At 61.6% G+C, this 22,365-nt stretch carries 17 protein-coding genes and 1 tRNA gene; 10 read left to right on the top strand and 8 right to left on the bottom strand.

The window, feature by feature from the left end; all coding sequences use genetic code 11:
* Nucleotides 1-4: 4 nt before the first annotated feature.
* The 3 genes from OVA24_RS11525 to OVA24_RS11535 form a co-directional block, all read right to left on the bottom strand.
* Nucleotides 5-1,159 carry a hypothetical protein gene (locus OVA24_RS11525; protein WP_267669950.1) on the bottom strand — a complete coding sequence of 385 codons (1,155 nt, stop codon included), beginning with the start codon at nucleotides 1,157-1,159 and terminating at the stop codon, nucleotides 5-7.
* Nucleotides 1,156-1,800, bottom strand: coding sequence for a hypothetical protein (locus OVA24_RS11530; protein WP_267669951.1), 645 nt, complete (start codon nucleotides 1,798-1,800; stop codon nucleotides 1,156-1,158). The genes OVA24_RS11525 and OVA24_RS11530 overlap by 4 nt, the downstream gene beginning before the upstream one ends.
* 114 nt (nucleotides 1,801-1,914) lie before the next feature.
* Nucleotides 1,915-1,990, bottom strand: a tRNA-Thr gene (locus OVA24_RS11535).
* Between the two features lie 189 nt (nucleotides 1,991-2,179).
* On the opposite strand from OVA24_RS11535, the gene uxaC reads away from it, so the two are divergent.
* From uxaC to OVA24_RS11550, 3 genes are all read left to right on the top strand, one after another.
* Nucleotides 2,180-3,583 carry a glucuronate isomerase gene (gene uxaC, locus OVA24_RS11540; RefSeq protein WP_267669952.1) on the top strand — a complete coding sequence of 468 codons (1,404 nt, stop codon included), beginning with the start codon at nucleotides 2,180-2,182 and terminating at the stop codon, nucleotides 3,581-3,583.
* Nucleotides 3,584-3,620: 37 nt separating this feature from the next.
* Nucleotides 3,621-4,709, top strand: a complete 1,089-nt coding sequence (locus OVA24_RS11545) for a lactonase family protein (protein ID WP_267669953.1) — start codon at nucleotides 3,621-3,623, stop codon at nucleotides 4,707-4,709.
* Between the two features lie 74 nt (nucleotides 4,710-4,783).
* Nucleotides 4,784-5,770 carry a carboxylesterase family protein gene (locus OVA24_RS11550; protein WP_267669954.1) on the top strand — a complete coding sequence of 329 codons (987 nt, stop codon included), beginning with the start codon at nucleotides 4,784-4,786 and terminating at the stop codon, nucleotides 5,768-5,770.
* Nucleotides 5,771-5,780: 10 nt separating this feature from the next.
* Here the strand turns inward: OVA24_RS11550 and clcA are convergent, their stop codons facing one another.
* Entirely contained in the window at nucleotides 5,781-7,127 is a 1,347-nt protein-coding gene (gene clcA, locus OVA24_RS11555; protein ID WP_267669955.1) for a H(+)/Cl(-) exchange transporter ClcA, read from the bottom strand.
* Between the two features lie 66 nt (nucleotides 7,128-7,193).
* On the opposite strand from clcA, the gene OVA24_RS11560 reads away from it, so the two are divergent.
* From OVA24_RS11560 to OVA24_RS11590, 7 genes are all read left to right on the top strand, one after another.
* A complete protein-coding gene (locus OVA24_RS11560) occupies nucleotides 7,194-9,881 on the top strand; it encodes a valine--tRNA ligase (protein WP_267669956.1) in 2,688 nt (895 codons plus the stop codon).
* A 48-nt stretch (nucleotides 9,882-9,929) separates the two neighbouring features.
* Complete coding sequence (locus OVA24_RS11565; RefSeq protein WP_267669957.1) at nucleotides 9,930-11,057, top strand: DUF4332 domain-containing protein; 1,128 nt, start codon at nucleotides 9,930-9,932, stop codon at nucleotides 11,055-11,057.
* Nucleotides 11,058-11,061: 4 nt separating this feature from the next.
* The gene (locus OVA24_RS11570; protein ID WP_267669959.1) at nucleotides 11,062-12,003 is read left to right on the top strand and encodes a thioredoxin family protein; all 942 of its coding nucleotides are present in this window, start codon (nucleotides 11,062-11,064) and stop codon (nucleotides 12,001-12,003) included.
* Nucleotides 12,004-12,066: 63 nt separating this feature from the next.
* The gene (trxB, locus tag OVA24_RS11575; RefSeq protein ID WP_267669960.1) at nucleotides 12,067-12,993 is read left to right on the top strand and encodes a thioredoxin-disulfide reductase; all 927 of its coding nucleotides are present in this window, start codon (nucleotides 12,067-12,069) and stop codon (nucleotides 12,991-12,993) included.
* A gap of 153 nt (nucleotides 12,994-13,146) precedes the next feature.
* Entirely contained in the window at nucleotides 13,147-13,983 is an 837-nt protein-coding gene (locus OVA24_RS11580; RefSeq protein ID WP_267669961.1) for an alpha/beta fold hydrolase, read from the top strand.
* Nucleotides 13,984-14,029: 46 nt separating this feature from the next.
* Nucleotides 14,030-15,169, top strand: a complete 1,140-nt coding sequence (locus OVA24_RS11585; RefSeq protein WP_267669962.1) for a phosphatidylglycerol lysyltransferase domain-containing protein — start codon at nucleotides 14,030-14,032, stop codon at nucleotides 15,167-15,169.
* Between the two features lie 5 nt (nucleotides 15,170-15,174).
* The gene (locus OVA24_RS11590) at nucleotides 15,175-16,572 is read left to right on the top strand and encodes a carbohydrate porin (RefSeq protein ID WP_267669963.1); all 1,398 of its coding nucleotides are present in this window, start codon (nucleotides 15,175-15,177) and stop codon (nucleotides 16,570-16,572) included.
* Nucleotides 16,573-16,582: 10 nt separating this feature from the next.
* On the opposite strand, the gene OVA24_RS11595 is transcribed toward OVA24_RS11590, so the two are convergent.
* The 4 genes from OVA24_RS11595 to OVA24_RS11610 form a co-directional block, all read right to left on the bottom strand.
* A complete protein-coding gene (locus OVA24_RS11595) occupies nucleotides 16,583-16,975 on the bottom strand; it encodes a helix-turn-helix domain-containing protein (RefSeq protein WP_267669964.1) in 393 nt (130 codons plus the stop codon).
* Between the two features lie 82 nt (nucleotides 16,976-17,057).
* Nucleotides 17,058-18,119 (bottom strand): response regulator, encoded by a 1,062-nt coding sequence (locus tag OVA24_RS11600; RefSeq protein ID WP_267669965.1) that lies wholly within the window; start codon nucleotides 18,117-18,119, stop codon nucleotides 17,058-17,060.
* Nucleotides 18,120-18,172: 53 nt separating this feature from the next.
* A complete protein-coding gene (locus OVA24_RS11605) occupies nucleotides 18,173-20,887 on the bottom strand; it encodes an ATP-binding response regulator (RefSeq protein ID WP_267669966.1) in 2,715 nt (904 codons plus the stop codon).
* The gene (locus tag OVA24_RS11610; RefSeq protein WP_267669967.1) at nucleotides 20,880-22,301 is read right to left on the bottom strand and encodes a class I SAM-dependent methyltransferase; all 1,422 of its coding nucleotides are present in this window, start codon (nucleotides 22,299-22,301) and stop codon (nucleotides 20,880-20,882) included. Before OVA24_RS11610 ends, OVA24_RS11605 begins: the two co-directional genes overlap by 8 nt.
* Nucleotides 22,302-22,365: the final 64 nt, after the last annotated feature.

The following is a 22,365-nucleotide window of genomic DNA, read 5'->3' on the forward strand; positions in this document are numbered from 1 at the left end:
GAAGTTATGGAGTTTCGGCGAATACCACCCGGAAGCCCACGGTGCCTGGCTCCGGAGGATCCGTCGCTTGGTTGGATTTCCAGTTCTTGTCGGCCGCGGAGGGCTTGTCCATGAGCCATTCACTCACATCCGGAGCGCCGATCCCGTCCACCTTGCCGCTCATCGCCGTCCATTCCGCGGATGTCGGGAGACGGAAGATCCAGGCAGAGCCGGGCGGATTGTCCGCGGACAGTTTCTGGACGAAAGGTTCGGTTCCCGCTTTCGTCGGAAGATTCACGAACTGTGCCGGAAAGCGGGAGTAGTCGGCCTGGTTGGCATTCGCCGCTTTCTGCAGGTTGGCTGCGATCTGGGAAATCCTTCCGGAGTGGAAGGCCAGCATCCGTTGCTTGTCCTGCGCGTTGGCACTGTCGTAGGCGATTCTCTGGGGTCCCTGGAGACTGGCCACGAATCTCTGGCGGGCCTCATCCATGAAGTCCGCCACCGTGGCGACCCGTGGCGGCGACCATCTGCCAGCAGGAGCTTCGTCCGTCACTTTTCCCCATATCTCGGTGGTGACTTCCTTCTTCGCAGCCCAGAAGCCGCCGCTTTTCGAGTGCCCGGCCGGGTCGTCGATCCACACCAGCTCGATCCCCTGTGGAGTCCGGCGGTTGCTGCCCAGCACCAACAACTGGCCGAGCATTTCCCGGTAGGGGAGGGCGGCCAGTTTCCGGAGTTCCTGCAGCTCGGTCTTTCTTTGGGAGATCTCCTGGCGGATCTGGTCCGCGGCCTGGACTACGGCGGTGCTGGAGGCGTCCGCCATTTCCTTTTCCCGGGCATCCAGCCAGGCATTGGCTTTCTGAAGCGCCGCAGCCGCATCCGCTTCCGAGCGGATGGCCGGAGAGTCCGGATGGATGGCGCGGAGATTTTTCTCGAACTCCGTCCAGAGAGAGGAGAGCGGGGCTTCCTGCTTCCTGGTGGCCTCCAGGGAGGAAAGGTATCTCCCACGGGTGGCGGTCGCAGCCGCTGAAGAGGTGGGAGCGGTGGACGGAAGGAATGACGTGGAACTTTCCGTCTGTCGGGCACGCTCGGTTTTCCGCTGCATCAGGGAGCGGGTACCCAGCGCGATGGAGGCGGTGAGCAGGAGGGCGGCCAGAATGCCTGTGATGCGGAATACGATCATGGCTTTTTGCTTTGGAGCCACTTCTCAAGCTGGGCCTTCCGCTCCGCTTCCCACGCATCCGGCGCGGGCAGGGAAGCCAGCGCGTCCAGGCCGGTCGTTTTGGCCACTTCCGTTTCGAGTGATGGCTTGTCCTTGATGTGGACGGGCTTCGCCAGTTTCACGGACAGTGCGGTGAGATCGCTTGTCAGCTTGGGCCATTCCGCGGAAGCCCCGGGAAAGCCGATCGCCTGCCGCGCTTCGGCCAGCAGGGTGTCCGGAACGGCGGGGGACGACCCCTTCATTTTCTCGGTCCGGTTTTTCAACGGTGGAAGGAGTGCCGCCATCCTCGTGACGGTCTCGTTGGCGCGGCCGGATTCCGCGGAGCTGGCGGCCAGTTGCTGCCGCAAGGCCTCGTCCAACTTCTCAAAGTGCGCCACCACCTCCTTTTCCTCCTGTGCCGCACGATCGGCCTGCAGCCGCAGGGTTTCCTGGAGATTTCCTCCCGTGATCCGGACCAGTGAGGATGTCGTCCGATTTTCACGGGCGGTGGTCTGTTCCTGCTGCGCGCGTTGTTGGAGTCCGAAACTCCATCCTGCGAATGCACCACCTCCCAGGCCGGCGGCGGCTGCCAAGGCGCAGAGTGGGAGCGATGCGAGGTTCACGGGGTTGCCACGTATGGTTGGTCTTGTGATATTATCTGTCTCTCACAGATCATCTTCACAAGCCAATTCCCCGGGCACAGAGGGTATTTTCGCAGCGTGCCACGGCGTGGGAAATGGAGCCGGCTAACGGACTCGAACCGTTGACCTACTGATTACAAATCAGTTGCTCTACCAACTGAGCTAAGCCGGCCTTTTGTGCCGCGGGATGTGAGGCGCGCGGGCGGCGAATGCTTGGCACAGGGGCAGGCTGCTTGGCAATGGGATTTTCATTGGATGGCCTATCTCCCGGGCGGGACGCATTTCAGAATCAGATCATTTTCACTCCATCCGCGTTTATCGCTTGTGGAGGGGACGCCCGCACGGGTGTTATGAGCGGGCGATGGCTTACCTCGACGAAAATTTCCTGCTCCATTCCGACACCGCCCGCCGCCTCTTCCACGAGGTGGCCAAGGACCAGCCGATCATCGACTATCACTGCCACCTCTCGCCGCGTGAGATCGCCACGAACCACCGGTGGAAGGACATCGCGGAAATCTGGCTGGGCGGTGACCACTACAAGTGGCGCCTGCTGCGGGCCAATGGCATCGACGAAAGCCTGATCTCCGGTGACAGCTCGCCGCGGGAGAAGTTCCAGGCCTTCGCCGAGACGGTGCCCTACACCCTGCGGAATCCCATGCACCACTGGACGCATCTGGAACTCCAGCGCTACTTCGGCATCCACAAGCTGCTCTCTCCGGAAACGGCGGACGAGATCTGGGAAAGGACGAACGAGAAACTCCAGGAGGCCGACTTCTCCACCCATGGCATCCTGAAGAAATTCGACGTGCGGGTGGTGGGCACGACGGATGATCCGGCGGATCCTCTCGACGACCACCTTGCCATCGCGGAGTCGGGAATCAGGACCAAGGTCGTGCCGACGTTCCGACCGGACAAGGCGTGGCTGGTGGACCGCCCGGATCTGCTGAACCCGTGGCTGGGGAAACTGGAGGCCACCTCCGGCATCTCCATCACCACGCTTTCCGATCTGCTGGCCGCGTTCCAGAAGCGCCATGATGACTTCCATGCAGCCGGTGCGCGCCTCTCGGACCACGGTCTGGACCGCTGCCCCGCGCTTCCCTGCACGGATGCGGAGGCATCCGCCATCTTTGACAATGCCCGTGCGGGCAGGGCGGCCACGGCGGAGGAGAAGGAAAAGTTCTTCTTCTACCTGATGGTTTTCTTCGGCCAGCTCGATGCGGCGAAAGGCTGGACGAAGCAGCTCCATCTCGGCGCTTTCCGGAACACCAACTCCCGGATGTTCGCGAAGCTGGGGCCGGACAGCGGCTACGACACCATCGGTGACTACGATCAGGGACGCGCGCTCGTCGTTTATCTGGATGCGCTGGCGAAGCTGGATGCGCTGCCGAAAGTCATCCTCTACAACCTCAATCCGCGGGACAACTACCTGCTCGCCGCCATGACCGGTGCTTTCCAGGACGGAACCGTCGCCGGAAAAATCCAGTTCGGCTCCGGCTGGTGGTTCCTCGACCAGAAGGACGGCATGGAGCTGCAGCTCGACGCCCTCTCCCAGACAGGATTGCTTTCCCGCTTCGTCGGCATGCTGACCGACTCCCGCTCATTCCTCTCCTTCCCGCGGCATGAGTACTTCCGCAGAATCCTCTGCAACCTCATCGGCGCCGAGGCGGAGCGGGGCGAGCTGCCGGACGACTTCGACATGCTGGCGAAGCTCATCGGAGATGTCTGCTTCCACAACGCGAACCGTTACTTCGAATTCAACGTCTGAAACAAACCCTCTGAGAATCCCGTTCTACCCCGGACCCATGCGAACCACACTTTTCAACCTCTTCCTGCTTTCATCCTCCGTCTTCGCCGCTCCTGTCTTCATCGGCACGGGAGCCGACGGCATCTACCTCGCGGATTTCGACTCCGCGACCGGCAAGCTCACCGAACCGAAGCTCGCCGCCGAATACAAGGGTCCCGGCTGGATCGAGTTTCATCCCTCGAAGCCGGTGCTCTACGCGGCGGGCAGCCCGAAGCAGGAGTTCCCGGACAAGACCGGTGGCATCGCATCGTTCAAGATCGGTGCGGGAAACACGCTGGAGTTCATCAGCGAGACTTCAAGCGGCGGCAAAGGCCCCTGCCACATCGCGCTCGATGCCACCGGCAGCACCCTCGCCGTGGCGAACTACAACGACGGCACGACCTCCACCATCCGCCTCGGTGAGGACGGTTCGTTCGGAAAGCTCGCCTCGACCATCATCGCGACCGGCAGTGGCCCGACCGGCCGCCAGAAGGGACCGCACGCCCACGGCGTTTATTTCGACAAGTCGAACGCGTTCCTCCTCATGCCAGACCTGGGGATCGACAAGGTGCTGGTCTACAAGCATGACCCGAAAACGTCTGAGATCACAGTCTCCGAGCCTCTTGGCACGAAGCCTGGTGCGGGTCCACGCCACCTCGCATTCTCGCCCGACGAAAAGCACGCCTACGTCATCAACGAGTTGGACAACACCATCCTCGTCGCCAGCCATGACGGAAAGGGCGGCCTCAAGGAAATCCAGACCGTGCCGACCCTGCCAGCGGACTTCAGCGGAAAAAGCACCACTTCGGAAGTCGAAGTCCATCCGAACGGCAAGTTCGTCTATGGCTCCAACCGCGGTCACGACTCCATCGCTGTCTATGCGCGGGACGCGGAAAGCGGCAAGCTGACCTTCGTCCAGCACGCGCCGTGCGGCGGCAAGACCCCACGCCATTTCAAGATCGACCCATCGGGTAAGTGGATGCTCATCGGCCACCAGGACACGAACACCATCAGCGTCCTGGCGCTGGACACCGCCACCGGCAAGCTCGGTGAACCGGCCAACACGGTCTCCGCTCCGAAGCCGATCTGCCTGCTCTTCGGCAAGTGATGGCCAGGCGCACGCCGATGCGCTTTCATGATCCAGATGGGCGCATCGGCGTGCGCCCCTCCTTTTGAAAACCCATGAAAACCCTGCTCCTCGGATTGATCCTCTTTCCGGCGTTCCTCCACGCGAAGGAACCGGGATCACTCAACGGGATGACCAAGCCGGAGGTGAAAATCGTCCGGGAGTGGAAGTCCGATGACGGCAAGTCCCTCCAGGCGGAACTGCTCGAATACTCGGAGACGGAGATCAAGGTCAACACGTCGAAGAACTTCAAGATCGTCAGGATTCCGATGGAACGGCTCTCCCAGGAGGACCGGGACTTCGTGATGGCGATGGTGAAGAAGAACTCGCTCGACTACAGCCTCACCGACGGGAAGTTCGCCACCCAGATGGTGGAGGGGGAGTTCACGAAGAACGTCTCCGAAAAGGGGCTGAAATATCAGATCAAGGGGAATCCCAAATGGGATGGGAAAAAGCGTTACCCGCTGCTGGTCTGGCTCCACGGTGCCGGACAGAGCGGGGATGACAATACCTCCCAGGCGGCCGGTTCACCCCGCCAGCTCTACAATGAGGAGGCGCAGAAAAAGCAACCGTTCTTCATGCTCATGCCGCAGTGCCCGGACCGGGCGATCGGCTGGAAAAATGAAGTCGCGGACAACCTGATGGCCCTGATCACGGACCTTTCCGACAACCTGCCCATCGACAAGGACCGGATCTACCTGACCGGCTCCAGCATGGGTGGTGCCGGAACCTGGGGGATGATCGCCAAGTGGCCGGATGTGTTCGCCTGTGCGGTGCCACTCTGCGGAGGCGGGGACGCCTCGAAAGCGGAGACCATGAAGGGCGTGCCCATCTGGATCTTCCATGGCGACAAGGATGACTCGGTGCCGGTGGAGGCTTCGCGGAAAATGTACGCCGCCATGCAGGGGGTGAAGGGGAATGTCCAATACACCGAGCTTCCCGGCGCAGGCCACATCATCACGGATCAAGTCTACGGCAAGCCGGAGCTGGGTGAGTGGATCTTCGCCCAGAAGCGAATCCCCGTGGCCGGGAAAAAGCGCTGACGCTGCGGAGTCAGTCCGTCGTCTTTCCCCGTCGTCTCAGGGATTCATAGATGGGGGGCTCACCCAGCCGCTCCGCCACGCCGTAGGCGGTCAGGCAGCACACCAGCAGCGGGAGCATGAAGCCGTAATGGCCGGTCATCTCCACCATCAGAACCACGCCCGTGAGCGGGGCCCGGACAACCGCCGTGAACAACGCTCCCATCCCCAGCACCGAAAACACCTCCGGGTGCCCGAGCGCCGCCGGGAAGATGCTTTCGATGGACTGTCCCATCAGCAAGCCGCCCAAAGCTCCCATCACCAGCATCGGCGCGAAGATGCCGCCCGCCGCTCCGGAGCCGTAGGAAACCATCGTCAGCGCGAAACGGGCCACCAATAGAACCGGCAGCAACGACAGCGCGATGCCCCCGGAGATCGCCTGGTCCGCGATGGAGCCGCCACCACCGGCCAGACCGGGCATCGACCAGGCGGCCAGACCGCACAGACCGCCGGCGAGTGCTCCGGGCACCCAATCCGATTTCGTCAACCGTTCGAAGCCGCTGAGGGTGCCTACCAACGAGCGGTTGAAAAGGATGCCGGCGAACCCCGCCAGCACACCGAGCAGGAGCGCCAGAGGAAGCTCGCGCAGGGGGATTTCCGGTAGGCTTCCAAGATGGAAGATGGGGGAATCCCCGGCCAGCAACCGCGACACCACATCCCCGCAGACGGACGCGAGGAAGGCAGCGACAAAGACCACCGGAGTGAAACTGCGCTGGAGTTCCTCCAGGACGAAGATCACCCCTGCCAGTGGTGCGTTGAACGCGGCCGCCAGACCTGCACCTGCCCCGGCGGACATCAGCGCCTTCTTTTCTCCGAATCCGGTCCGGATGCGGAACCAACCGGCGACCATCATGCCGACGGCACCGCCCATCTGGACCGTCGGGCCCTCACGGCCCAGAGCCATCCCACCACCGATGCTGAGGAGTCCTGCGATGAACTTGACCGGCAGCACCCGCTTCCACCTCATGGGCTTTTCTCCGAGCAGGACCGACTGCAGATGCGGGATGCCACTGCCTGCGGCTTCCGGTGCGAACCGCCTCACCAGCCATAGGCCCAGACCGCCGAGAAATGCGCCTCCGGCCACGGCCGCCATCAGTGCCGGTCCGCGTGGCAGCCGGGCGATCAGGACTTCGCGTAGGTGCTCCACCTCCTCAAGTCCCAGCCGGAATGCGGAGGCGACGACCCCTGCGGTGATCCCCACCGCCACCGCCTTCGGCAGGATGTGCCGTCTTTTGACCTCCGGTTCGTTCAGTCCCCCACCAGCATCGCCGCCATGAAGCTCCACAACCGGATCCTGCCCGCGGCAGAAGGCCCCATTCAACCCCGGGGATTGTAACGCGGCGTTTGCTGGACAAACGCGGAACCCCGTGGCAACCATCCGCCCCCAATGTCCGAGTTGCCGAAAGCCTATGAACCGCAGGCGGTGGAAGCCAAATGGTACGCCGCCTGGATCGATGGAAAATGCTTCGAAGCCGATCCTTCTTCGGAGAAGGAAGGGTATTCGATCGTCATTCCTCCGCCGAACGTCACCGGCATCCTGCACCTCGGTCACGTCCTGAACAATGCCCTTCAGGACATCCTCGCGCGCCGCGCCCGCCAAAACGGGAAGGAAGTGCTCTGGCTCCCGGGAACGGACCACGCCGGCATCGCCACCCAGGCGAAGGTGGAGCGGGAACTGCGCGAAAAGGAAGGCAAGACCCGCCGTGACCTCGGCCGCGAGCCTTTCCTCGAGCGTGTCTGGGATTTCAAGAACAAGCACGGCGACATCATCATCAACCAGCTCAAGCGGCTGGGCTGTTCCTGTGACTGGAGCCGCGAGCGCTTCACCATGGATGAGGCCTACACGAAGTGGGTGAGCCACGTTTTCGTGGAGCTGTTCAAGGACGGCGCCATCTACCGCGGCAAGCGGATGGTGAACTGGTGCCCGGTCTCCCTCACCGCGCTCTCCGATGAGGAGGTGATCATGAAGCCGCAGCGGTCGAAGCTGTATTTCATGAAGTACGCCATCTCCGGCTCGGATGGCGAATTCCTCGAAATTTCCACCACCCGCCCGGAAACCCTGATGGGGGACACCGCCGTGGCCGTGAACCCGAAGGATCCGCGCTTCGCGAAATACATCGGTGAAAAGGTCATCCGGCCGTTCCCGCTCGCGGAGATCCCGATCATCGCGGACGAGCACGTGGACATGGAGTTCGGCACGGGTGCGCTGAAGATCACCCCCGCGCATGACAAGGCGGACTTCGAGATCGGCCAGCGCCACAACCTGGAGATCATCGACATCCTCACCCCGGACGCCCACATCAACTGCCCGGAGGTGCCGGAACTGCACGGCCTCGACCGCTTCGTCGCACGCAAGCGCGCCGCCGCGAAGCTGGAGGAGATGGGACTGCTCATCAGGATCGAGGAATACGACAACAACGTCGGCTTCTCCGAACGCGCCGACGTGCCGATCGAGCCGCGCATTTCCATGCAGTGGTTCCTGAAATACCCCTGCGTGCACGAGGCGTCCGAGGCGGTGGCCAACGGCGACATCGTCTTCCGCCCGGAACGCTGGGCGAAGACCTACGCCCACTGGATGGAGAACCTGCAGGACTGGTGCATCAGCCGCCAGCTCTGGTGGGGTCACCAGATCCCGGTGTGGTATCGCAAGGACAAGCTGGAGGCGCTGAAGAACGCGGAGTCCCTCGACATGACTGACTTCACCGCCGGGGACATCCACGTGGGCGTGGAGCCTCCCGCGGATGCGGACAACTGGGAGCGGGACGAGGACGTGATGGATACCTGGTTCTCCTCCTGGCTGTGGCCGTTCGCCACCATGGCGGATGTGGGCGAGGAATCCGACACGCTCAAAAAGTTCTATCCGACCAACGATCTCGTCACCGGTCCGGACATCATCTTTTTCTGGGTCGCCCGGATGATCATGGCCGGCTTTAAGTTCACCGGCGCACTGCCGTTCCGGAACGTGTATTTCACCGCCATCATCCGCGACCTCCAGGGGCGCAAGATGTCGAAATCTCTCGGCAACTCCCCGGACCCCATCGACCTGATGGAGAAATACGGTGCGGATGGCCTGCGGTTCGGCCTCATGCGCATCGCCCCCGTTGGCTCGGACGTGCGTTTTGACGAGACTTCCATCGAGGAAGGCCGGAACTTCGCCAACAAGCTCTACAATGCCTGCCGCTTCCGCCAGATGGCGGGGGAGGAGGTGCAACTGCTGGAGACCTACACGGACCTGCCCGTCTATCACCTGGACGTGATGGCGAAGCTGGACGAACTGAACGCGGATCTGGCGGCGCTCTACGCGGACTACCGCTTCGGTGAGATCGCCCAGCGCCTTTACGAGTTCCTCTGGGCGGAGTTCTGCGACCGCTTCCTGGAAGCGGTGAAGCTGGACCTGCGGGAAACCGCGACGCCTGCGGAGCGCGCGGCCACGCTGGGCACGTTCGATGCGGTGATGAGCCGTTTCCTCCAGCTCCTGCATCCGTACATGCCGCACGTGACGGAGGAGCTGTCCAGCCGCATGGGCTACGTTTCCGCCGGGGAATACCTGATGTGCAAGCCGCTGCCGGATGAGCCACTGCTGGCACTTGTCCACGTGGAGAGCATCGATGCGGCGAAGAAAGTCGCCGCCGATATCTATGAAGCCGCAGCCCGCATCCGCAATCTGAAGGCGGAGTACAAGATGGGTTCGCGGAAGGACATCCGCTTCATCGTCAAACTGGCTCCGGACTGGGTTGCCTCCGAGGCGAAAATCCTCGCGCTGCTTGCCGGGGCGGGGGAGATCGTCCTCGATTCCTCCTACGAAGCCCCGAAAGGCACTCCCGCATCCATCACGCCCGTGGGTGAAGTGTACATGCCGTTGGAAGGCCTCATCGATGTGGAGGCGGAGCGCATCCGCATCACCAAGGAGATTGAGAAGACCGAGCAGGAAGTCCGGAAAGCCGAGGGCAAACTGGGCAATGCCAGCTTCGTGGACCGGGCCCCGCCTGAGGTTGTGGAACAGGAGAAGGCCCGCCTTGCGGACTGGAAACAGAAACTCCAGCAACTGCGGGATATGCTTTCGGCATTGGGATGACGCTTGCCACGGACGGCGGTATCCCTATTTTCAGCGGCAGAACCCAGAATGGCGCAGATCACCACCATTCCCGGAATCGGGAAATCAGTTCAGGAATTGCTCGAAGTCGCGGGATTTCTCGACATTGAAGCGATTGCCCATGCTGGGGTGGATGATCTTGTTGCCGCCTTGGAAAAGGCGAATTCCATCCTGAAGATCTCCAATCATACTCCGGCACGCGAATCCGTGGAGGAATGGGTTGAGACCGCCCGTGAAATGACCGGGATCTCAGCGCTGCCGGTAGGGAAGGAAGCGCCCCGGCAGATGCCGGTGAACTATGAGGGGAACGCCGAGGTCGCCCAGATGTTGGAGGATTCCCCCTGTGCCATCCCTCTGCCGGTCAAGATCATGGTCGACAACAAGCTGGCGGTTTCCGACATCCCGCCGGCCATCCTGCTCAACCGGTACTCCGGTGATCTGGAGGTGCGGGTGAGCGACAGTGATGAGGATTCACGCCCGGCGGCGCCATCTCCGGAAGAGCGGCCAGTTGCCGGCTCATCCGCCCGGCGGGAACCCGCCGACCTATCCAGACCTTCTCCGAGCGGCCTCATCCAAAGGGCGGCGGTACCGGAGTCTCGTCTGGATATCGATACCAGCCGGGTGAAGACCTTCGAGGAGTTTTCCAATATCCCGGCACAGAGGCCGCCCCGTAAAAAGTCCCTGCAGGAGAACGACCGTGTGGCCCTTCTGCGTGCTCCCCGTGAAGAGACGAACCGCGGGAAAAATCCGAATTCACGCTTCTTTATCAAGGGCGTCCTCCACACCCATCCGATGAGTCTGGCGCTGGGGGCGATCATCACGTTGCTGCTGATGATCCTGTTGCCTGCCGCCATCCTATCCGCAGGGTTGCTCTTTGTTTCGGACCAGTTCCCCGGAAGCCTTCCGTGGGTGCCGAAATGGCTGCTTGCCATCCCGGCTGCCCTTCCCGTGGTGGGATTCCTTTACCTGATCTTCGGAGTGGGCGGAAAATGCCGGATCTGCGGCCAGCGTCTATTCTGGCCCCGCAACTGCCGGAAAAACTCCAAAGCCCACCATGTTCCGGGTATCGGGCACATTATCCCCACGGCCCTCCATATGTTGACGTTCAAATGGTTCCGCTGCATCTATTGCGGAACCCCCGTCCGCCTCAAGAAGTAACACCATGGCTTTTCCGGTCCGATTTTCCGCCGCCAGCATCCGTATCTGCCTTGCCGGGTTGGTGGGGCTCTGCGTCACTGCCTGCGGACTGGGGAAGAAGGACGAAGGGAAGGAACCCAATCCGTTCGGTGCCACCGGCATCCCCCCTGAGCTCCGGCCGAAAGGCAGGGACGGCACCCAGGTTGCTCCCGGGGGGAATGTGGATGCCGCGCGGCTTGCCGCTGCCATCGTCCCGGAGGAGGATCTCGTCTTCACGGATCCGGATAATCCGGACAAGGGGCTTCCGGAACTCGGCACACTGCTTTCGAATCCCAGGAAGGGTCCTTGGGAGGATAACGAGGCCGTCGCCAGACGGAGGGCTTCCAGAGAAGGGAAGCCGCTGCTGATCTGGTTCACGGATCCTCGGTCCGCGCCCGGTAAAGCGCTCAGCGAGGAGTTGTTCTCCAGGCCGGATTTCGGTGCCTGGGCGGATGAGAAATTGGTCCGTCTTGTCGTGGATTCGAATCCCTCCATTGAGACCGACAGCTTCGCGGAACACGATGAAAAGGTGCTGCGGCGGAAACAGGCTGCGACCGATCTGAAGAAGCGTTACAAGGTTCTCGGTCATCCGACCCTCCTGCTGCTCGGTCCGAACGGCGAAGTCGTCGGACGCTACCGTGGCTACAAGCGGGGCGACGCGGATTTCACCTGGGGTCTCATCAAACAGGGTGAGATCGCTTCCTCCACCACCTACGGGACCTGGAGGAAGGGGCTGGAGAAAAAAGGCTACCGGGAGTGGCAGGACACGAAGGGGCGCAAGGTGTTCGCCAAGCTTCTGAACTACCACAAGGGGAACCTGGTTCTGATCGAGCCGGACGGCCTCCGTTCACAGACGAAGGAGGAGCGTCTTTCCTCCCAGGACCGGGATTGGATCAAGCAGCAGAAAATGCTGCGCGGCATCCAGTGAAGAGGTTGACGGATCGGACGATCCGTCCGAATACTCCTCCGCGCCACAGCGCCTCCCTGAATCATGGAAAACGTCATCATCATCGGCACCGGATGTGCCGGATACACCGCCGCGATCTACACCGCCCGCGCCAATCTCTCGCCGCTCCTTCTTTCCGGAACCCAGCCCGGAGGCCAACTCACGACGACCACCGAAGTCGAGAACTTCCCCGGCTTTCCGCAGGGGATCATGGGGCCGGAGCTGATGATGAACATGCAGAGCCAGGCGGAGAAATTCGGCGCCCGCATTGCATGGGCCAGCGTGGAATCCGTGGAAAAACGCGCGGACGGCACCTTCCTCCTGAAAGCTGGTGAGGAATCTTTCGAGGCGAAGACCGTCATCATTGCCACCGGAGCGGCCCCCCGTCACCTGGGGTTGCCGAATGAAAAGCAACTCATCGGCCACGGCCTCACCTCCTGCGCCACCTGTGATGGTGCGTTCTACCGGGACGTTCCTGTTGCCGTCATCGGTGGAGGGGACAGTGCCTGCGAAGAGGCGGGATTCCTCACCCGCTTCGCCAGCAAGGTCTATCTCATCCACCGCAGGGAAGAACTGCGTGCGTCCAAAATCATGGCCGATCGCGCTCTGGCAAACCCGAAGATCGAACCGGTGTGGAATTCCGGCGTCACCGAATACCTCACTGACGACAAGGGCGAGATGCGCGCCGTGGAGATCACCAACCTGGTGACCGGAGAGAAAAGTGAACTGGATGTGGCATGCGTGTTCGTCGCCATCGGCCATGTGCCGAACAGCGCGTTCCTCGGCGATCTGGTGGATAAGGATGAGAACGGCTACATCCTCCAGAATCCGGGCCGCACCTCCACCAAAACGCCCGGCCTCTTCGCCGCGGGTGATGTCGCGGACCATTTCTACCGCCAAGCCATCACCGCCGCAGGGCAGGGGTGTGCCGCCGCCTTGGAAGCCGAGCGCTTCCTCAGTGAACACGAGTGAGATGCTCCCGTGCCATTCATGAAAATGCGGAAATTTATTTCAGTTTTCGCATTGATGAAATTTAACTTTTCCTGATCATCGTGGCAGACGGGTCCGAAAAGGAGGCCACATGAGGGGCTTGCCGGATGCGTCGTTCTGGTAGCACCGCTCATCATGGAAAACAACATCCCGAAACCCGCTCACGATGAGCAGGTTACCCTTGAGTCATCGGCACTGGAAATGACGGGGATTCCCGAGATCCCGAACCGGGCTCCAGGGGCCCTGGTCAGCGTCAATGGCGCGGAAATCTACTACGAAACTTTTGGTGACGGGCCTCCCTTGTTGTTGATCCACGGTGGAGCGGCGACCATCGAAAGCTGGTTCTGCCAGATCCCCGCACTTGCGGAGCGTTACAAACTCATCGTTCCCGAGGCCCGCGGTCATGGGCGCACGCCGGATGCCGGCGGGACCATCGACTTCCGCATCATGGCGGAGGATTTCGGGGCGTTGCTGGACCACCTGGGTCTGACGGAGGTGGACATCGTGGGCTGGAGTGACGGCGGGGTGACCGGTCTCCAGATCGCCATGGACCGGCCGGACTTGGTCCGGAAGGTGGTCGCGTTCGGCACCCATTCCCGGCCGGAAGGGATGACGGATGAGTTCCGCCAGGAGATCGAGGGTGCCACTCCGGAAAATTTTCCGGCCATCCTGTCCGAAGGATACAAGGCGCTCTCTCCGGACGGTCCGGAGCATTGGCCGGTCATATTCTCGAAGTTGAAGGACATGTGGCTGACCCTCCCCGCCTTCGCGGAGGAAGATCTCAAAAAGGTCGCGTGCCCGGTGTTGCTGCTCGTCGGGGAGACCGACATCGTCCGTCGTGAGGAAAGCGGCAGGATGGAGGAACTGATCCCGGCCGCCCGGCTCCGGATTCTGGAGGGAGTGAGCCATTTCGCCCCGGTCGAGGCTCCGGAGGCCTTCAACCATGCCGTCCTTGATTTTTTGGCTGAATGAAGGATAAGGCGTGATACCCGCTCCGAACCGAACATAGTTCCCGCGCATGGCAATTCAGAAGATTCTCGGGCCAGACGCACTGACATTCGACAGAGCCGGAAAGTGGGAGAAGTTGTCGCCATTTCTCCGGAAGTATGGGCGGGAGGCGATGTCCTACGCCACGCTTCAGGACGGGATGGAGTATTTCATCGATGACCGGCTGGGATACGTTGCCTTCACGACGGTCTCCCACCCGGTTTTCGCCCGCAAGCCAAAGCGGATCGTCCTGGCGGATCCCGTCTGCGCCAGGGAGGACCTGGGGGAGTTCCTGGACCTGTTTCTGGGGGACGATCCGGAGGCCTCTTTCATCGTCATCTCGGAACACTGCGCCGAGGAACTGCGGCGTCGCGGCTACAAGATCAATTGCCTGGGGCCGGAACCGGAACTGCCCATCCAGACCTACAACACACAGGGGAACTGGAAGGAACTGGACATGATCAAGCGCGCGCGCAACGAGGCCAAGCGCGAAGGGATCGTCATCCGTGAGGATCGGCTGGAGGACATCGATCCGGCGAAGCTGGAGGCCGTTTCCGCCAAATGGATGGGGAACAAGATCCTCAACGACCGGGAGATCTGGATCTACGCCCGCAAGCCGGTGTGGGGGACGGAACCGGATGTGAGAAAATTCGTCGCCTATGACCGCGAGGGCGGGATCGTGGGATTCGTGTTCTATGATCCGATCTACCGTGACGGTGAGGTGATCGGTTACTCCGCGAACACCTCGCGCTGTGATGAGTCCCGCTACGGACGGCTGGCGACGGCGGTGCACATGGAAGCCGTGGACATTTTCCGGGCGGAGGGCAAGGAGGTGCTCAACCTCTGCCTGGCGACTTTCGTCCGGCTGGAGCTGGGCAAATACAACGATGACAAGTTCGCGAAGCTGTTCTTCGAGCTCAGCGAGAAATACGGCAACGACATCTACAACTTCAAGGGTCTGGCATTCAACAAATCCAAGTACCGCGTGGCTGAGAAGCCCCTGTACTTCGCGTCGAGGAACTGGTCGTCCTCCAATGACATCTACCTGGCCTACCTTTCCTCGAACATCACCAACAGCTACTTCTCCACCATGGGAATGCTCCTCAAGGGGATCATCAAAGGGGTGTGCAAGGAACTTTCCACGAAAAAACCCTCACCAAAAGGCAAATGAAATCCATGCTTTCCAAGCTCTCCATCTCCCTCACGGCTCTCGCGCTGGCGGCCCCGCTTTCAATGGCAGGTGACTTGCCCGCCACGGCTCCGCAGGAAAAGTCCCCGCTGATGACGTGGCTGGAGGGCGACTACATGCTCGGAACCTGGGGCGGATTGAGGACGGACCTCAAGGAGCGGGGGGCCGATTTCGAGCTTTTCTATTTCGGCAGCCTGCCAAGCAACGTGGATGGGGGGATCAAGACCGGGACCGTGTACCAAGGAGCGCTTCTGGGGGTGGTTGACCTTGATCTGGAGAAACTCGTCGGTCTGGACGGAGGAAGGTTCTTCCTCAGTTCCGTGTGGCTTCATGGCGAGGAGGGGTTCTCCGACGAACACATTGGGGACATGAATAAGGTGAACCTTGTCGATTTCTCGAACATGCTCCGGCTGTGGGAGGCCTGGTATTCCCAGGAACTGCTGGATGGCAAGCTGATGGTCAAGGCGGGTATCATGTCCGTGGACCGGGACTTCATCGCGCCGGAATATTACAATTCGCTGTCTTCCATCAATTTCCTCAACCAGACGTTTTTCTATCCCACGCTGGCCTTCAATCTCTATCAGATCCCTGATTTCCCGTACGGAAACCATTCCCTGCCTTCGACTCCCTATGGTGCCTTGGGCGTGTTCATGAAAGTGGAGCCCACCGACGGGTTCTACGTCCAGGCGGCGGTTTACGAGGGGAATCCGGACGACAGCTACCACGGGGTGGACTTCAGCCTGGATGGGAGTGAAGGGGCACTCATCTACGCGGAAACCGGCTTCCGCTGGAACCGGGAGAGCGGCTTGCCGGGCAGCCTGAAGCTTGGCGGATTCTACCATACCGATGAGTTCAGTGACGTGCGGGAAGGTGTTTCCTTCATCGTGGACTCATCATTCGGCCTCAATCCGCCGGAACCCCGCGAACATGGTGGGAACTACGGCGGCTACCTCCTCGCCGAACAATATCTTTGGCTTGAGGAAGGGCGCGGGGACCCGGCCATGCAGGGCGCGATCGGCTTCTTCCGGGTTGCCGCCGCACCGGGAGACCGGAATCTCACCGAGTTCGGCATTGATGGCGGCATCGTCCTCAAGGGGTTGATCCCCGGACGGGATTGGGACACCATCGGGCTGGGGCTTTCCTATCTCAAGGTCAGCGACGACATCGGGGATGGCGTGCGGGACGTGAACCGCAACTATGGCACCGACTTCCAGATCCCCGACTATGAAGGGCTTGTGGAACTTTCCTACAAGGCGCAGTTGACCGCCTGGTGGACCTTGCAGCCGAGCGTGCAGTGGGTCCTGCACCCAGGTGGCAGGACGAATTTCGTGGACCCTCCGGGAGACGCCATCGCGTTCGTCCTGCAGACGACACTGCGTTTCTGAGCGTCTCCGCTCAGATCGCGGTGGCCTTCAGCTTCGCCAGCTCCCGCCGCTGGTAGTCGGACGGGCTGATGTCATAGAACGCGAGGAACTCCCGGTTGAGGTTCTTGTAGTTCGCGAAGCCGAGCTGGGTGGCCACTTCCTTGATCGGGGTGCCTTCCCTCAGGAGGTTGCGTGCCACCACCATGCGTTCCTGGCGGAGCCATTCCTTGGCGCCGATGCCGAGGCCTTCCTCGAAAAGGCGGCGCAGGTGACGCTCCGACACACCGAGGCGGGTGCAAAGCTCCGTTGCATTGAAGCGGCTTTCACGGGCAATGATGGGAAGTGATGCCGGGAAGACATCATTCGCAAAAAAAACCAGCAGCCTACCGTCTTTCTGGATGATTTCGACTTCGCGCCGTTTCACGGGGGTGGGTAAGGGTGGATGAACGCACCCACACTAGTTCACATTCCTTGCTTGTCAACGCTGACGCTGACCTTGTGCCGGATCAGAGGAGGCCCAGCGCGGCGGAGATCAGCAGATCGTCGTCGATCAGCCACTTGGCGGTCTCCGCGCCTGGAGTCCTCGCCGGAGCGGTGGAGGTGACTTCCGTGATGTCCAGTGTGAGGCCTTCTCCGCGGATGCGGCGGATGGTGCCACCCGCATCATAGATCGCCATATAGGCCGCCAGGATCCTGACCGCCGCGGTGATGATGTCGCTGTCGTCGGTCCGGCCCAGCAGGGCGTCCAGCAGCTTGGGGGTGGGATCGGATTTGGCCTGCACGCGTGTGGCCAGCTCGGGTGCGCCGACGAGGACGTCCTCGGCACCGGCTGCCGTAAGCTGCGCTTCCAGGGCGGCGATGCGCTCCTGGAGGCCGGCAACGGCGAGAGCTTCGGAAAGTTGCTTCTCGAGGGCGGTTGCCAGCTCGATCTGCCGGCTGTGGAGCCGTGCCCAATCCGGGGAGCGGAAGGCGGATTCCTCATCATCCCCGGTGCGGCGTCCGGCCACCCCGGTCTGGAGGAAGGAGGCGATGGCCTCAGCACCACGCTTCAGGGAAATGCCCGCACAGACGGGGGCGAGGGCGAACGAAGCGAGGCGGCTCGAGAGCAGCACGTTGCCCATGGCCTGCATCTTCGCGCCCAGAAGCGCGTCACGCTCACGTTTGACCGTGAAGAACTCCATCGCGCGGCGAAGCGTCACTTCGAGCTGCGGGATGTCCCACGGCTTCGTCATGTAACGGAAGATGCCACCTTGGTTGACCGAGCCGATCGCGGCGTCGATGTCGGAGTAGGCCGTTGAGAGGATCTTGATGATATCCGGATATTTGTCCGCGATCTTCGAGAGGAAGCCGACACCGGTTTCATTCGGCATGCGCTGGTCGGTCACGATGACGCCGATCTCGTCCGCATGCTGTTTGAAGACCGCGAGGGCCTCCACACCGTCTTCCGCTTCAAGAATGCGGAATTTCTCCCCGAAGAGGCGCCGGAAATACTTCCGTGTGGTCGCCTCGTCATCCACGAAGAGAATGGCATAGCGTTGATAGTCGTAGGAGTCGATGTCTTTGCTCATGGATCAGTGGGGAAAGGGAATGGAGGGATGAATGGGTGAATTTCTAGAATGGGTCAGGCGACAGGGTCGAGAGCGGAATCTCCCGGTTGTTTGGAGGCAACGCCGGGGAATGTCAGGCGGAACACGGTGTACTGGGACGGGCGGCTGTCCACCTCCATGATCGCGCCATGTCCCTGGAGGATCTGGTGGGTGATGGAAAGGCCGAGGCCCATGCCCTTGCCAACGTCCTTCGAGGTGAAGAACGGGTCGAAGATCTTCTGGAGGTTCTCCGGAGGGATACCCACGCCGTTGTCACGGACGGTGAGCGTCCAGCCCTCTCCGACCGGCTCGATGGTGACCTCGATTTGCCCGGGAGCGGGTTCCGGCACGGCGGGCCGCTCGTTGATGGCGTCGATGCTGTTCTGGAAAAAGTTGACGAAAACCTGGACGAGCTGGTTCGCATTGCCGCGGATCATCGCGTGGGGCGGAGCGTTCAGCTTGAAGGAGATTTCCTTGCCCACCTGGTGGCTCACCATGCGCTGGGAGCGGGCGATGACTTCGGTCAGATCCGCGTCCCCGCTGATGCCGTTGTCCTCACGGGTGAACTGGCGCAGGTCGATGACGATCTGGGAAACGCGCTCCACGCCCTCGCGGATGTCCTTCAGGATGTCCTCGAAATCCTCCTGGTCCTTGTCCGGAAGACTGCGGGTGAAAGTGGCGAGCGCGTGCAGGCCGGCGGTCGCGTAGTTCAACGGGTTGTTGATCTCATGGATGATGCCAGCACTCATCCGGCCGAGCGATGAAAGCTTCTCGTTCCGCACCATCGCGACCTCATTCTCCTTGATCTGTTCGATCGCGGACTGGAGTTCCGTGTTGAGGTCGAGGAGTTCCCGGCGGATGCGGGCCATCGCGAGCTGGTTCGACAGGCGGAGGCTCAGTTCCGCGGTGGAGAACGGCTTGGTGAGGAAGTCGTTCGCGCCGGCCTGGAGCGCGTTGAGTTTCGTCTGCTCATCCGCGCGGGCGGTGAGGATGATGATGGCGGTGCTGCGTGTGGTGTGGTTCTCGCGGATCCTGCGGCAGGCTTCCACGCCATCCATCTCCGGCATCATCTGGTCGAGAAGGGCGAGCTGCGGCTGGCGTTGCTGGGCGAGCTGGAATGCCTCCGCGCCGTCCGCCGCCTCGATGACATCCACGTCCTCGAGCTGCATGCGCAGGAAGCGCCGGATGTCCGGCTCATCGTCCGCGATGAGGACCAACGGCCGCGCGGTGCTCGGGCGGCCACCGATGGAAACCGGTGGAAGAGGTGCCCGCAGCGCGCCGGTGGGGCCGGACGGGGTGGTGGACTGGATTTTCCCGGGGACCGCCATGGCGGCACGGCGGTGGAGATCAGCGATCTTCCCACCGTGTTTGAGGGGTTCCTCGATCTCGGTTTCGGTCGTTTCCGATGCCGTTTCGACCGGGAAATTCACCGTGAACTTCGTGCCGACTCCCGGCTGGCTGTCCACCGTGATCTCTCCCTCCATCGCCTGTGTGAGGCTGCGCACCAGGGCGAGGCCGATACCAGCCCCCTGGAACTTCCGCGTGGAGGAGGTATCCACCTGCCAGAAGCGCTCGAAAATCCGCGGCAGGATATGGGGGGCGATGCCCACGCCGGTGTCCTCCACCGTGAGGAGGAGCTTTCCTCCGCGGATGTCCACCTTCACATCGATCACCCCCCGGGATGGAGTGAACTTGATGGCGTTGATGACCAGGTTGAGCAGGATCTTATCGAACTTGTCCCGGTCGAGCATCACGCGCCCGACGTCGGACTTGCCTTCCCAGACCAGGCTGACGCGGTCCTGCTCCGCCAGGTGCCGCAGCGAGAGCAACAGACCATCCAGGTGGGCGTCCATCGCGGTGGCCTGGGTGTTGATGTCCGTGTGTCCCGTGTCGAACCGGACGAGGTCGAGCAGGTCGTCGATCAGCTTGAGGAGCCGGAGGCCGTTCTGTTCCAGCATCTGGGTCATCTCCGTCATCTTCGCGTCCGCCGGTTGCCTGGAGATGGAGGCTTTCAACCGCTCGGTGATGCCGAGCATGATGGTGAGGGGAGTGCGCAGCTCATGGCTGATGTTGGCGAAAAAGTGCGTCTTCGCCTCGTCCAGTTCGCTGAGTTGCTTGTTCTGGCTTTCCAGCAACTCGTGGGACTTCTCCACCTCGTTGCGCAGGGCGAACTCCCGGAACCGGAGCTGCTCGTAGAAATAGCTGCCCGCCACCACGAAGACGGAGGTGACGAAAAGGAAATAGCTGTTGTTGAAAAGGATCTGCCGGTTGACGGGTTCCTTCGCCAGCGAAACGCTGAGCGCGTAGAAGACGAGGCACACGCTGATCATCGCCAGCGATTTCCGGAATGACCAGCGGAGCAGCAGTGACAGTCCGACGAGGACCAGACTCAGGCCCGCGTAGTACTCCGAGTTGCCGCCGCCGGTTCTCACGATCATCGCGCAGATGGCGATGAGCGGGATCAGTGCGATGCCGGCTGAGATGAAATGCCCCCTGTCCTCGACGTCGATCCTGCCGAGATGCAGGAAGATCGAACCCAGCAGGACGAATGAGGCGATGCGGATGAGGAGGAAGCTGTTGGCCAGCTCCGGAAAAACGACGTAGTCCAGCGTGCATCCGCCGAGCATGAAAATCGCGGCGAGCAGCGCGGCCCGCCGTGAATTGGAGACGGCGATGCGATCTTCATAGTCACGGAACAGACGCTTGAACTCAGCGCTGTTCTCATGGGTATGGACGACCGTTTCAAGCATTGGCGCGCTCGATCTCCAGGAAGAGGTTCACACCGGTCAGGTCAGGTTTGATCTCGACGCGGGAGACGGGGAATCCCTCAGGGACCAGATCCCTCATCTCGTCATCATCCCGGTAGATCAGGTTCCACTCCATCACGTATTCCATCCACGCCTTCCGCGGATTGGCGGCGGCCACGTTGGTCACGATGACGATGCCGCCCGGCCGCACCATCGTGCAAAACAGTTCGACAAGCCGCTTGCAGACCCGCTGGGAGAGGTAATCGAAAAGACCCGCGCAATAGACGATGTCGTAGTTGGTGAAATCCTCCTCTCCGCCCTGCGTCGCGGAGCGGAGGAGCTGGTGGACGGATCGCTGGAAGTAGCGGACCTGGGTTTCCCGGCCGCCGGCGTGCCGCGATTCGACGATGCGCTCACGGGTGTATTCGAGGGTTTCCGCGTTGAAATCGAGGAGGTCGATCTCCGCCAGGTCACTCTCGTCATACTCGCGCAGGAAGCGCTGCACTTCCACCGCAGGACCGCAAGCCAGGTTGAAGACCCGTGTCTTGCCCTTGGTGACCCTGCGGACGCACTCGGAGCGCAGCAGCTCGACGAGGTAGTCGATGCGGTTGCGGTGGGCGACCACGGGCTCGGTGTTCAGAAGGGCGAAGTTGAGGAGCTTGGCGAAGGCGGAGGAGCCTTCGTAGGGGTTCCTCAGCATCATGTTCACCATCTCGTAGTCGCCGGCGTAGCCCAGCGGCTTCGTGTAGGTCCGGTAAAGGAACGGAGAGCAGAGGACGATGGGGTGGATCTCACGCCGCACATAGGACTTGTGGACGGCGATCTCCGCATCGCCGATTTCCTTCGCGATGTCCTCGAATCTCTCCATGGAAGGAAGGACCTCCTCGACCACGCGGTTCTCGATGCTGGCGAAGATCTCCTGCTCCAGGTCGTCCCGGCGGCGCGTCACCGTCGTGCGGATGCCCACATCCACGCCGGTGAGCCAGTGCTGGACTCCGGAGAGCATGCTGGAAAGGTCCGCCACCACCAGCTTGAACGGATCCTGCACCTTGTTGGCGGACTTCCACTCGCTCATGAACGAGAGGAACTGGCTGGAAAGGTCACCGCTGGTATCCGCGGCGACGCTGGAGAGGAAATCAACCTCGACCCAGCCTTCATCGAGCATCGCCTCGCAGACCAGGACGATGCCGGTGTTGAGCAGGTTGCTGACCACCGCCTTGCCGTGGTACAGCAGCCTCCGTGATGCCATGATCCGGAAGTCGGAAAGCACTTCCGAGAGCTGGAGGATGCTATAAGGGTTATAGACCTCGAAGACGACGGAGTAACGCTTGATGCGGAGGAGGTTCGCGGTCAGCTCGGTGCCTTGGCTGTTACGGCAGGTGATGACGCTCTGGGACGATTCGCTGGTGAGATCCATTAGTAAAAGGGAACAGGTGAAAGTGTCTCTCCTGGAAAGGAAGCCGGGTGGGGCCGCATGGCTG

Origin of the sequence: Luteolibacter sp. SL250 (assembly GCF_026625605.1) — a bacterium.
Lineage (GTDB): Bacteria > Verrucomicrobiota > Verrucomicrobiia > Verrucomicrobiales > Akkermansiaceae > Luteolibacter.